Here is a 12,876-nt window from a genome sequence, read left to right as displayed (position 1 = left end):
GATGACGTTGCAAATCGGTGTGATCGGCTGCGGCGCGATCGGCCAGGACCATATCCGCAGGCTTACGCGTACGCTGTCCGGCGCACGCGTGGTAGCCGTCAACGACATCGACCCGCAGCAGGCGCGCGATGCGGTGACGAAGTACGGGCTCGACGCGGAAATCTACGGCGACGGTCACGACGTGGTCGCGGCCGTCGACGTGCAGGCCGTGCTCGTCACGTCGTGGGGGCCGACGCACGAAGCGTTCGTGCTCGACGCGATCGCGCACGGCAAGCCGGTGTTCTGCGAGAAGCCGCTGGCGGTCACCGCCGACGGCTGCATGCGCATCGTCGAGGCCGAGATCGCGCACGGCAAGCGGCTCGTGCAGGTCGGCTTCATGCGTCCGTACGACGAAGGCTATCGTGCGCTCAAGCGCGTGATCGACAGCGGCGAAATCGGCGCGCCGCTGATGCTGCATTGCGCGCACCGCAACCAGTCGGTCGGCGAGCGCTATACGACTGACATGGCGATCACCGACACGCTGATCCACGAGCTCGACGTGCTGCGCTGGCTGCTCGGCGAGGACTACACGAGCGCGCAGGTCGTCTACCCGAAGAAGACGCGCCATGCGAGCGCGCATCTCGCCGATCCGCAGATCGTGCTGCTCGAAACCGCGAGCGGCGTGCGTATCGACGTCGAGATCTTCGTGAACTGCCAGTACGGCTACGACATCCAGTGCGAGGTGGTCGGCGAGAACGGCATCGCGAAGCTGCCCGATCCGCCCGCGGTCGGGCTCAAGCATGCGGCACGGCAGTCGGTCGAGATCATGACCGACTGGAAGGAGCGCTTCATCGCGTCGTACGACGTCGAGCTGCAGGCGTTCGTCGACGGCGTGCGGCAGGGCGCGCTGACCGGCCCGTCCGCGTGGGACGGCTATGCGGCGGCGGTCGCGGCCGATGCGTGCGTGCGCGCGCAGAAGAGCGGGGCGGTCGAGCCGATCGCGATGGCCGAACGCCCGGCGTTCTATCGCGGCTGAACAGGCCGGACACGTTGACATCGGGCCGCGTGACCACGCGGCCACGCAACGCTTTCCTGATGGACTGACCGACATGACGATGAAGATTGGCTGCGCGCCGTGCTGCTGGGGCGTCGACGACGTGAAGAATCCGCACCTGCCGCCGTGGCGGCACGTGCTCGCCGAAGCCGCACAGGCCGGCTATTCGGGCATCGAGCTCGGCCCGTACGGCTATATCCCGCTCGAGCTCGACGTGGTGAGCGCGGAGCTCGAGCGTCAACGCTTGAGCATCACCGCCGGCACGATCTTCGACGACCTGGTGTCGCCGGAGAACCTGCCGAACCTGCTGCGCCAGACGCGCGACATCTGCGCGCTGATCACGCGCTTGCCGAAGCTGCCGACGCAGCCGGGCCAGCGCCATGCGGCGCCGTACCTGGTCGTGATGGACTGGGGCCACGAGGAGCGCGACTATGCGGCCGGTCACGGCGATCGCGCGCCGCGGCTGTCCGACGAGCGCTGGGCGCGGATGGTGGACCATATCCGGCAGATCGCGACGCTCGCGCGCGACGAGTTCGGCGTGCGCGCGGTGATCCATCCGCATGCGGGCGGCTACATCGAATTCGCGGACGAGATCGACCGGATCGTCGCCGACATTCCGGCCGAGACGGCGGGCCTGTGTCTCGACACCGGCCACCTGCATTATTCGAGCATGGACCCGCAAACGTGGCTGCGCCGCCATGCGGCGCGGCTCGACTACGTGCATTTCAAGGATATCGACGCGGCCGTGTACGACGCGGTGATGGGCGAGCACATCGCATTCTTCGCGGCCTGCGCGCGCGGCGTGATGTGTCCGATCGGCACCGGCGTGCTCGACTACCGCGCGATTCGCCACGCGCTCGACGAGATCGGCTACGCCGGCTACATCACGATCGAGCAGGAGCGCGACCCGCGCAATGCCGGCACGAGCCTGCGCGACGTTGCCGCGAGCCGCGCGTTTCTCGCATCGGCCGGGTTCGCGTGATCGGCCGTCGGCCCGACCCTTTGCACACACTCTGAACACTGAACACGGACAGGAACACGACAATCATGATCGACGGACAGATTCTGCTCGGACATTCGATTCGCTGGGGCATGGTCGGCGGCGGGCTCGGCAGCCAGATCGGCTACAGTCACCGGTCGGCCGCGTTGCGCGACGGCAGCTTCCAGCTCGTTGCCGGCGCGTTCGACATTGATGCCGAGCGCGGGCGGCAGTTCGGCGTGAAGCTCGGCGTCGCGGCGGACCGCTGCTATCCCGACTACCGGACGATGTTCGACGCCGAGGCGAAGCGTGCCGACGGCATCCGCGCGGTGTCGATCGCGACGCCGAACAACACGCACTTCGAGATCTGCCGCGCGGCGCTGAACGCGGGGCTGCACGTCGTGTGCGAGAAGCCGCTGTGCTTCACGACCGAGGAGGCCGAGGCGCTGCAGCGTCTGTCGGTCGAGAAGAACCGCATCGTCGGCGTCGCGTACGGCTATTCGGGACACCAGATGATCGAGCAGGCGCGCGAAATGATCGCGCGCGGCGATCTCGGCGAAATTCGCATCGTGCAGATGCAGTTCGCGCACGGCTTTCACAGCGACGGCGTCGAAGCCGCGAGCGCCGCCGCGCGCTGGCGCGTCGACCCGAAATTCGCGGGGCCGAGCTACGTGCTCGGCGATATCGGCACGCATCCGCTGTACATCTCCGAAGTGATGGCGCCGGACCTGAAGATCAAACGGCTGATGTGTTCGCGGCAGAGCTTCGTGAAGAGCCGCGCGCCGCTCGAGGACAACGCGTTCACGATCATGGAATACGACACGGGTGCGATCGGCTACGTGTGGTCGAGCGCGGTGAACGCCGGCTCGATGCACGGGCAGAAGGTGCGCGTGATCGGCTCGAAGGCGAGCGTCGAATGGTGGGACGAACATCCGAACCAGTTGCGCTACGAGATCCAGGGGCAGCCCGCGCAGGTGCTCGATCGCGGGATGCCGTACCTGCACCCGAACGCGACGCGCGAAGACCGCATCGGCGCCGGGCATCCGGAAGGGCTGTTCGAAGCGTGGTCGAACCTGTACGCGCGCTTCGCGCTCGCGATGGATGCGGCCGATCGCGGCGACGTGCAGACGTTGAAGCAGATCTGCTTTCCGGACGTCCATGCGGGCGTCGAAGGCGTGCGGTGGGTCGAGAACTGCGTGCGGTCCGCCGATGCGGGCGGCGTGTGGGTCGACTATCGTTGAGCGAGGGGGCGGGCCGGCTGCGCCGCGGATCGTCGCGCTCGGTCGCGACGGCCGGCTTGGTAGACACCCTGATCTTTACGACGCCGCGAGCGCGTTGGACAATCGCTCCCAGTCTTGCCGTGGAGCGTATGCAAGCGATGATCGAGCGCGTGGGAGCGAGCAGGCGGCGCGGGCCGCGCCGCAAACGTGATTAAATTCGCCCTTCATGCATGTATCCAGTCGAGCCCCGGGCCGCGTCCGCCAGCATCGCGCGCGCATCGGGGCCGTCAACTTCGCGCTATCCGATGAGTTCATCCGAGAAACCTCCCGCCACCGTCGAGCAGTTCCTGCAGCATTTGACGCAGGAGTACGACGGTCTCAGCAATCGCCTGAAGGTGATTGCGCGTCACGTGGAAACGCATCGGGACCAGCTTGGGCTGGAAGGCATCCAGTCGCTCGCGGAGGCTTGCGGCGTCCAGCCGTCGGCCGTCGTGCGCTTCGCGAAGCACTTCGGCTTCTCCGGGTTCTCCGAGATGCAGCGGCTGTTCCGCGAGGGGCTCGCGCAGCAGATCGCGCCGGGGCGCGCGTACAGCTTGCGGCTGCGCGACGTGATCGAAGCCGGCTCGTCGAGCCTGCAGCCCGAACAGATCGCCGACGAATTCATCAAGGGCAGCATTGCCGGGATGCAGCAGTTGCGGCAGACGCTCGATTCGCAGGCGCTCGCGCAGGCCGTGGATTTGCTCGCCGATACGCAGGCGATCTGGATCGCAGGATCGCGGCGCGCGTTTCCGATCGCCGCGTACCTCGACTATGCGCTGCAGCACACCGACAAGCGGATCGGCCTGTTCAGCGCGCTCGGCAGCATGCATCTCGGCCAGATCCGGTCGGTGCGCGCGGGCGACGTGATGATCGCGATCTCGTTCATGCCGTATGCGGACGAGACCGTGCAGGTCGCGCAGCAGGCCGCGCAGCGCGGCGCGCGGCTGATCGCGATCACCGACAGCCGGATGAGCCCGCTCGCGCGGGAGGCGGAAGTGACGCTGATGGTGCAGGAGAGCGCGACGTTCGGCTTTCGTGCGCTGACCGCCACGATGGGCCTCGCGCAGAGCCTGTTCGTCGCGCTCGCGTACCGGCTCGAGTTGTCCTATATGCCGACCGCCGACGGCGCGCACGGCACGAAAGCCGGTTGATGCCGACTGCCGGTGCGCCGCCCGCCGGACGGATCGGCGGATGGCGCACCGGCCGGCTTACTTCGCGGTCGGCATCGCGAATTCGGCGCCCTTGCCGATGCTCGACGACCAGCGCTGCATCACCGACTTCTGGCGCGTGTAGAAGCGCACGCCTTCCTCGCCGTACGCATGCATGTCGCCGAACAGGCTCTTCTTCCAGCCGCCGAAGCCGTGCCATGCCATCGGCACCGGGATCGGCACGTTGATCCCGACCATGCCGACCTGGATGCGCCGCGCGAATTCGCGCGCGATGCCGCCGTCGCTCGTGAAGCACGACACGCCGTTGCCGAACTCGTGCGCGTTGATCAGGTCGACCGCTTCGCCGAAATCCTTCACGCGCACGCAGCCGAGCACCGGCCCGAAGATCTCTTCCTTGTAGATCCGCATGTCGGGGCTCACGTGATCGAACAGCGTGCCGCCGGTGAAGAAGCCGGCTTCGCGGCCCGGCACGCGCAGACCGCGGCCGTCGACCACCAGTTGCGCGCCTTCGTTTACGCCTTGCTCGATATAGCCTTCGATGCGCTTGAGCGCTTCGCCGGTGACGATCGGCCCCATCTCGACTTCCGGCGACATCCCGTCGCCGATCACCAGCTTGCGTGCGCGTTCGGCGAGCGCCGGCACGATCTTGTCGGCCACGTCGCCGACCAGCACCGCGATGCTGATCGCCATGCAGCGCTCGCCGGCGGAACCGTATGCGGCGCCGATCAGCGCGTCGACGGCCTGCTCGATGTCCGCATCGGGCATCACGACGAGGTGGTTCTTCGCGCCGCCGAGCGCCTGTACGCGCTTGCCCGACTGCACCGCGCGCTGCTGCACGTAGGCTGCGATCGGCGTCGAGCCGACGAAGCTGACGGCCTGTACGTCCGGGTGGTCGAGGAGGGCATCGACCGCGCCCTTGTCGCCCTGGACGACGTTGAACACGCCGGCGGGCAGGCCAGCCTGCGTGAGCAGGTCGGCGATGAACAGCGCGGCCGACGGGTCGCGCTCGCTCGGCTTCAGCACGAACGTGTTGCCCGTCGCGATCGCCACCGGGAACATCCAGCACGGCACCATGCACGGGAAGTTGAACGGCGTGATGCCCGCGACGACGCCGAGCGGCTGGCGCATCGTCCAGTTGTCGATGCCGGTGCTGACCTGGTCGGTGAAGTCGCCCTTCAGCAGTTGCGGCACGCCGCACGCGAATTCGATGATGTCGATGCCGCGCGCGACTTCGCCCTGCGCGTCCGAGAACACCTTGCCGTGTTCGGCCGTGATGATCGCCGCCAGCGTGTCGCGGTGCTCGTTCATCAGTTGCAGGAAGCGGTGCAGCACGCGCGCACGGCGGATCGGCGGCGTCGCGGCCCAGGCCGGGAACGCGGCGTGGGCGGAGGCGACGGCCTGCCGCACTTCGCCGTCGTCGGCCAGCGCCACGCGGCGCACCGCGCGACCGAGCGCCGGATTGAGGACGTCCTGGAAACGGCCGCTGCGGCCGGCGACGGGCGCGCCGTCGACATAGTGGCCGACGTCTGCGTCGGACGTGTACGCGGGAACCGGATTCATCGTGTCTCCTGAGGATGAGGGGGAACAGCACCTAGTCTAGGGAAACCGGCACGGCCGGAGAAGGCCGCGAAACTTGATTCACTGTTCAGAATTCTGAATAATCAATGGATGAATCAGCAAAATGTCCAGGCGCTCTGGCCGCACATCCATTCGCTGACGGTGCTGGCCGCGGCGGGCAGTTTCACGGCCGCCGCGCAGCGGCTCGGCATCAGCAAGGCCGCGATGAGCCAGCGCATCGCCGATCTCGAAAAGGCGGCCGGCGTGCCGCTCGTGCGGCGCACCACGCGCAGCGTGCGGCTCACCGATGCGGGCCAGACGCTCGTCGACAGCACGCGCGACGCGTTCGAGTCGATCGGCCAGCATTTCGCACGGGTGAAGGATCTCGCCGGCGAGCCGCGCGGGCTGCTCCGCCTGACGGTGCCGGTCGCGCTCGGGCGCCAGCAGATCGTGCCGCATTTGCCCGATTTTCTGCGCCAGCATCCGGGCGTACAGATCGAGCTCGACCTGTCCGACCGCCTGCACTCGCTGACGCAGGAGGGCTTCGATCTCGCGATCCGCCATACGACCACCGCGCCGCAGACCCATGTCGCATGGAAGCTGTGCGACACGCGTTCGCTGCTGGTCGCGAGCCGCGACTATCTCGACGCGCGCGGCGCGCCGCGCCACCCGAGCGAACTCGTCGATCACAGCTGCCTGTGCTACCTGCGCGAGCACGAGCCGGCCGCGTGGAGCTTCGAGCCGGACGGCCGCCGGCGCCAGCGCGTGAGCGTGCCGGTGCGCGGCAGTTTCGCGGCGAACAACAGCGAGGCGATGCGCGAAGCCGCGCTCGGCGGGCTCGGCATCGCGCTGCTGCCCGATTTCAGCGCGCGGCGCGACCTCGACGCCGGCCGGCTCGTCACGCTGCTCGACGGCTGGCGGCCGTCGGGCGCGTTCGGCGACCACATTTTCGCGATCCGCCCGTACAGCCCGGTCGTGCCGAGCGCGGTGCGCGCGCTCGTGCGGCACCTGCGCGAGCGGCTCGCGGGCGGTTTCTCCGGCGCGTGAGCCGGGCCGCGGGCGGGCCGGGCAGGCGCGGCGGCGCTGCGGTAAAATCGCGGCTTCCATCCGCGCCGTGTGCGGCGCGTCATTCGAAGGTCGACAGCCGATGCAGATTCACAAGGAAGTGGACGCGCGCGGGCTCAATTGCCCGTTGCCGATCCTGCGTGCCAAGAAAGCGCTTGCCGATATGGAAAGCGGGCAGATCCTCAAGGTGCTCGCGACCGATCCGGGCTCGCAGCGCGATTTCGCCGCGTTCGCGAAGCAGACGGGCAACGAGATCGTCGAGTCGACGACCCAGGACAAGATCTTCGTGTTCCTGATGCGCCGCCGCTGAAGGCGCGCATCGCACGTTCCGCCGCGCCATGCTCCCGGCCGGCCGCGTCTGGCCGGCCCGGGCCGACAACGGGCTCATTTGCATTGGAAACGCGCCAAAAGCGCAACACCGGAGCCGGCGCGGGCCCTCGCTCAGGCTCCTGGTCCATTGGAAAGCGCTTGCCGCGCCTGTCTGACAATTCTTAAACCTCGTTGCGTGACCGGCTGCGTATACTGACGCGGCCGGTCGTCCGCTCCCAGCGGAGGCGCCGGCCACGGTACGTCGCACGGCGGGCTCGGGGGCCATGCCTGACGCTACCGTCGTACAACGGGGAGAGGACATGTCCTTCAGACCAGGGACCCTTCGAAGTCCGTCCGGAGCGGAAAGCATTGCGCCCGTGCGCACCTCGGAATTGAACCGGATCGAGCTCGATCCGCAACAGGACCGCCACGCGCGTGCCGCGCTGGAAGCCTATGCGGATTCGGCAGCGGCCGAGATGCCGTGGCTGGCCGAGTGGCTCGACGAACGGCTGCGCGATGCCGCGCGGGACGACGGCGCGGGCCCGACCTACTGCGGTGCGACGATCGAACGCGTGTTCGATCTGGCGCAGGCATGGGCGGCAGGCCAGCCCGACTATGCGGCCGGCGCATGGGAGCGCGTGCGCGACCAGTTGCAGCGGATGCTTGCGCAACGGCCGCTGTCGGAGCGGCCCTCGCCGGGCGTGCCGACAGACGATTTTGCCGAGCCGGTGGCCGGCATCGCGGGCGCCAAATAGGCGTCCGGTTGCGCAGCAGAAAGGATTATTCGAAGAAAGGGCGATAGTCCGCGCAATTTCTTGGCGAATTTCATACTACTATGATGAAATCGCCGGTTCGTCCGTGCCCCGTTTTTGAGATATTTGGCCGGGGTCGCCAATTTGCGCAGGAGGCGCGAGCGGCGAACGACGGCTCGCCGGCCGGTATCCGGCGCCGCGCGCAGGCTGCGCGGCCGGGGCAGGTGCGGGAGCCGAATGGACGGATCGATTTCGATTTGCGGGGTGCTATGAGAATTGCTGTACTGGATGACGATCCGGCCCAGACGGATTTCGTCAGTCAAACGCTGACGGCCGTCGGCCACACGTGCTATGCGTTCAAGGAAGGCAAGGCCCTGAAGAAGCGCCTGCAGCGCGAGACGTTCGACCTGCTGGTGCTCGACTGGAACGTGCCCGACATGTCCGGCGAGGAGGTGCTCAAGTGGGTGCGCGCCAACCAGACCGAGCACAGCCTGCCGATCATCTTCATGACGAGCCGCGACGACGAGGCGGGGATCACGCAGATCCTCAACGCTGGCGCCGACGATTACGTGGTCAAGCCCGTGTCGGGCCCGATCCTGCGCGCGCGCATCGGCTCGCTGCTGCGCCGCGCGTATCCGGTCAACGCCGAGGCGACCGTCCGCGAATTCGATCAGTTCCGTTTCGACGTGAACCTGAAGCAGGCGTACGTCGGCGATAAGGCCGTGAGCCTCACGCAAAAGGAATTCGAGCTCGCGCTGCTGCTGTTCCAGCATCTCGACCGGCCGCTGTCGCGCGCGCACATTCTCGACCTCGTGTGGAAGCAGGCGACCGACATTCCGTCGCGCACGATGGATACGCACATTTCGATGCTGCGCACGAAGCTCGGCCTGCGGCCCGAAAACGGCTACCGTCTCGCGCCGATCTACGGGTACGGCTACCGGCTCGAACGGGTCGGCCAGGGGGAACCGGAGTGACCGCGCGAATCACGCAGCGCACGGCCAGCCTGTGCACGGCGGCACTGCGCGCGGCCTGCGCGGTCGCGTTCGCGTTCGCCGCGCAGCAGGCCGCGGCGCAGCCGCCCGCCGCCGCGGGCAAGACGGTCGTCTATCGCACGCAGGCGGGCGACACGCTGTACGACGTCGCCGCGCGTTACCTGCAAGGCGCGGACGACTGGCAACTGCTCCAGCAGATCAACGGCGTGCCGGCGCCGAAGCGCCTGCAGCCCGGCGTCGCGCTGAAGCTGCCGGTCGCGCGGCTGCGCAAGGAAAAGCTCACCGCACGCGTGATCGCGGTGCAGGGCACGGCCGAGCGCGCGTCGGGCGCCACGTCCGGCACCCCGTTCGCGCCGCTCGCGAACGATGCGACGCTCGCCGAAGGCGACCGCGTGCGCACCGGCCCGAACGGCTTCGTGACGATCGAGCTGACCGACGGCACGCACATGAGCCTGCCGCCCGACAGCCAGCTCGACCTGAAGTCGCTGCGTCGAACGGTGCTGACCGGCACGCTCGATCGCGAGTTCGAACTCACGCGCGGCTCGGTCGACAGCGAAGTCACCCACCTGAAGAAACGCGACGATCGCTTCCAGATCCGCTCGCCGTCGGTCGTCGCCGGCGTGCGCGGCACGCGCTTTCGCGTGAACTACGACGCGGCCGGCACCGCGTCGACGCGCGTCGAAGTGCTCGACGGCACCGTCGGCGTCGCGGGCGCCCGGCAGCCGGCCGGCGCGACGCTCGTGCATGCGAACTTCGGCAGCGTCGCGACATCGTCCGGCGCGGTCGGCGCACCGGTCGAACTGCTGGGCGCGCCCACGCTCGCGCATCCCGACAAGGTGCAGGACGAGCCCGACGTCGCATTCGACGTCACGCCGCTCGCGCAGGCGCATGCGTATCGCGTGCAGCTCGCGCACGACGCGGGGCTGCTCGACCTGTTCCGCGAAACGCGCACCGATTCGCCGCGCGCGGTATTCCGCGACGTGCCGAACGGGAATTACTTCGTGCGGATCGCCGCGATCGATGCGAACGGCCTCGAGGGGCAGCCGCGCACCTATGCGTTCGAGCGCCGCGTGATGGGGCTCGACGCGAGCGCGTCGCAGGGCGCGGGCGGTTACGAGTTCCGCTGGTCGCCGAACGGGTCGGGCAAGAATGCCCGTTACCGGTTCGTGCTGTCGCGTTCGAAGGACCTGAGCGCGCCGGTCGTCGACCAGGTCGGCCTGCACGCGCGCCAGATCACCGTCGCGCACCTGCCGGCGGGCGAGTATTTCTGGGCCGTGACCGTCGAGGAGTTCGAAGGCGGCAAGTTCTACGAGAAGACCAGTCCGGTCAGCGCGTTCACGTTGTCGCGCTGACCCGCGGCGCATGAAACTCGACTCCGTTTCCCCGCGGCGGCGCCTCGGCCGCCGCTTCCTGATCGAATGGATCGCGATCGGCTGCCTCGGGATCGCGGTGATCCTTGCGTGCGCGCTCGGCCGCCTGTCGTCGAGCGTCGACGGGTTGATCTACGACCGGCTGCTGATGCTGCGCAGCCTGCCGCTGTCGCCCGACGTGGTGGTGGTCGACATCGACAACCAGAGCGTGTCCGCGCTCGGCCGCTGGCCGTGGCCGCGCGACGTGCATGCGCGGCTGCTCGACACGCTCGCGCGCGCGCAGCCGGCCGCCGTCGTCTACGACGTGCTGTTTACCGAACCGTCGCCCGAGGATCGCACGTTCGCGAACGCGATGAGCCGCGTGCCGACTTTCCTGCCGGTGCTGCTGAGTCCCGAGCAGGCGGACGGCACGCGGTCGGTCGATCCGCCGGTCGCCGCGCTCGCCGCGCGCGCGACGGGGCTCGGCCATATCAATCTCGAAGTCGATCGCGACGGCATCGTGCGCAGCGTCGCGCTGTTCGAAAGCGACGGCCGCGTGCGCTGGCCGCAACTGATGGTGCCCGTGTACCGCGCGATCCAGGCCGGCCGGCTGCACCCGGTCGGCGGCGTGCCCGGTGCGAACGCGCACGACCTGTCGCGCGATGCGGCGGGCGACGGCCGCTACCTGATTCCGTTCAGCCGCAACACGCCCGCGTATCCGACGCTGTCGTTCGACGACGTGCTCGAAGGGCGCGTGAAGCCCGACGCGCTGCGCGGCAAGATCGTCGTCGTCGGCGTGACGGCATCGGGGCTGTACGATCGCTTCGCGACGCCGGTGTCCGGCGAGTTCGGCCCGCTGGCCGGCGTGTATATCCATGCGAACGTGCTCGACATGCTGGCGACCGGCAGCGCGATCTCGCCCGCGTCGCGCGCGGGATTGTTCGTCGCGTCGCTGCTGCCGCTCGCCGTGTTGCTGGGCGGCTTCCTGATGCTGTCGCCGTGGCGCGCGCTGCTGCTGACGCTGAGCCTTGCCGCGCTCGCCGTGGTCGCGAGCATGGCGCTGCTGTTCGAGGCGCGCATCTGGCTGACGCCGGCGCCCGCGATCTTCGGGCTAATCGCCGTCTACCCGATCTGGAACTGGCGGCGGCTGGAAATGACGATGTCGTACCTGCGCCGCGAGCTGCAGCGGCTCGCCGACGAGCCGCACCTGTTGCCCGAGGCGCCGCGCACGCGCAGCGTCGGCGGCGACGTGCTGGAGCGGCAGATGGCGCTGATGGCGCAGGCCGCGCAGCGCGTGCAGGACATGAAGCGCTTCGTTTGGGACAGCCTCGACAGCATGCCCGAGCCGATCTTCGTGACCGACCTCGCCGGCACCGTGCTGATCGCGAACCACGCGGCAAAACGCTACGGGTCGCGGCTCGCGCTGCCGTTGCCGGAAGGGCGGCCGCTGCGCACCGCGCTCGGCGAGCTGACGTTCATGAAGACCGTCGACGGCAACGCCGAGCACGACGCGGCGATCCGCGAGCGCTGGCCGGCCGCGCTCGACCCGACGCTCGAGGCCGAGCACGACGCGATGGCGCGCGGCATCGAAGTGCGCGATCGCGACGGGCTCGACCATCTGCTACGCTACGCGGCATGTACGAACGCGCAAGGGCGCGTGACGGGCTGGATCGCCGGCCTCGTCGACGTGACCGACCTGCATGCGGCCGAACGGCATCGCGAGGAGGCGCTGCACCTCCTGTCGCACGACATGCGTTCGCCGCAGTCGTCGATCCTTGCGCTCGTCGAGATCGAGCGCGATCGCGTCGAGAGCGACGCGATGCGCAGCCTGCTCGCGCGGATCGAGCGCTATGCGCACCGCGCGCTGTCACTTGCCGACGAGTTCGTGCAACTGGCGCGCGCCGAGTCGCAGGCGTACCAGCTCGAGGTGACGAGCCTCGTCGACGTGCTGATCGATGCGAGCGACGAGGTGTGGCCGCAGGCGCAGGCGAAGCACATTCGCATCGAGTCCGACGTGGGCGCCGACATGTGCTGGGTGCGCGCGGATCGCTCGCTGATTACGCGCGCATTCGTGAATCTGTTGAACAATGCGGTCAAATACAGTCCATCCGACACGGTGATCACGTGTACGCTGACGGTCGAGCACGCATCGAAGCGGATGTTCTGTACGATTCGCGATCAGGGGTACGGCATTGCGCCGGAAGATCAGCGGCATCTGTTCGAGCGTTTCAAGCGATTCCATGCCGGCGAGCGGCCCGACATCCCGGGTTCCGGGCTCGGCATGGCTTTCGTGAAGACGGTCGTCACGCGCCATGGGGGCAGCGTGTCGGTCGACAGCGAAGTGGGTGTCGGCACCGCGGTGACGGTGTCGCTGCCTGCGATCGACGAGCCGTCCGCCTGACAGGGCCGGGC

Annotated in this window: 11 protein-coding genes; 10 read left to right on the top strand and 1 reads right to left on the bottom strand. The window is 68.5% G+C overall.

Going from position 1 to position 12,876, the window contains the following annotated elements; translation table 11 throughout:
* The first annotated feature begins 1 nt into the window (after window position 1).
* The 4 genes from WT24_RS14560 to WT24_RS14545 all read left to right on the top strand — a co-directional run bounded on the left by WT24_RS14560 (window position 2) and on the right by WT24_RS14545 (window position 4,422).
* A complete protein-coding gene (locus WT24_RS14560) occupies window positions 2–1,015 on the top strand; it encodes a Gfo/Idh/MocA family protein (RefSeq protein ID WP_059505647.1) in 1,014 nt (337 codons plus the stop codon).
* Between the two features lie 73 nt (window positions 1,016–1,088).
* Entirely contained in the window at window positions 1,089–2,015 is a 927-nt protein-coding gene (locus tag WT24_RS14555; protein WP_060034343.1) for a TIM barrel protein, read from the top strand.
* 65 nt (window positions 2,016–2,080) lie between these two features.
* Window positions 2,081–3,253: a Gfo/Idh/MocA family protein gene (locus WT24_RS14550; RefSeq protein WP_060034340.1), complete on the top strand. Its 1,173-nt coding sequence runs from the start codon at window positions 2,081–2,083 to the stop codon at window positions 3,251–3,253.
* A gap of 284 nt (window positions 3,254–3,537) precedes the next feature.
* Window positions 3,538–4,422, top strand: coding sequence for a MurR/RpiR family transcriptional regulator (locus WT24_RS14545; protein WP_059505653.1), 885 nt, complete (start codon window positions 3,538–3,540; stop codon window positions 4,420–4,422).
* A gap of 57 nt (window positions 4,423–4,479) precedes the next feature.
* On the opposite strand, the gene WT24_RS14540 is transcribed toward WT24_RS14545, so the two are convergent.
* Window positions 4,480–6,000 (bottom strand): CoA-acylating methylmalonate-semialdehyde dehydrogenase, encoded by a 1,521-nt coding sequence (locus WT24_RS14540; protein ID WP_060034338.1) that lies wholly within the window; start codon window positions 5,998–6,000, stop codon window positions 4,480–4,482.
* A 108-nt stretch (window positions 6,001–6,108) separates the two neighbouring features.
* Between WT24_RS14540 and WT24_RS14535 the strand changes: the two genes are divergently transcribed.
* From WT24_RS14535 to WT24_RS14510, 6 genes are all read left to right on the top strand, one after another.
* On the top strand, window positions 6,109–7,044 hold the full coding sequence (locus WT24_RS14535) for a LysR family transcriptional regulator (protein WP_059505658.1): 936 nt from the start codon (window positions 6,109–6,111) through the stop codon (window positions 7,042–7,044).
* 100 nt (window positions 7,045–7,144) lie between these two features.
* A complete protein-coding gene (locus tag WT24_RS14530; RefSeq protein ID WP_059505660.1) occupies window positions 7,145–7,372 on the top strand; it encodes a sulfurtransferase TusA family protein in 228 nt (75 codons plus the stop codon).
* Window positions 7,373–7,691: 319 nt separating this feature from the next.
* Entirely contained in the window at window positions 7,692–8,126 is a 435-nt protein-coding gene (locus WT24_RS14525; protein WP_059505661.1) for a hypothetical protein, read from the top strand.
* A gap of 266 nt (window positions 8,127–8,392) precedes the next feature.
* A complete protein-coding gene (locus WT24_RS14520) occupies window positions 8,393–9,097 on the top strand; it encodes a response regulator transcription factor (RefSeq protein WP_006490421.1) in 705 nt (234 codons plus the stop codon).
* The gene (locus tag WT24_RS14515; RefSeq protein ID WP_060034336.1) at window positions 9,094–10,467 is read left to right on the top strand and encodes a FecR domain-containing protein; all 1,374 of its coding nucleotides are present in this window, start codon (window positions 9,094–9,096) and stop codon (window positions 10,465–10,467) included. Before WT24_RS14520 ends, WT24_RS14515 begins: the two co-directional genes overlap by 4 nt.
* Window positions 10,468–10,477: 10 nt before the next feature.
* Window positions 10,478–12,865, top strand: a complete 2,388-nt coding sequence (locus tag WT24_RS14510; RefSeq protein WP_059792580.1) for a CHASE2 domain-containing protein — start codon at window positions 10,478–10,480, stop codon at window positions 12,863–12,865.
* Window positions 12,866–12,876 lie beyond the last annotated feature (11 nt).

The organism is Burkholderia sp. MSMB1078WGS (assembly GCF_001528895.1).
GTDB lineage: Bacteria > Pseudomonadota > Gammaproteobacteria > Burkholderiales > Burkholderiaceae > Burkholderia.
The sequence above is the reverse complement of the archived record's forward strand: the minus strand, read 5'-3'. Positions and strand labels throughout refer to the sequence as shown.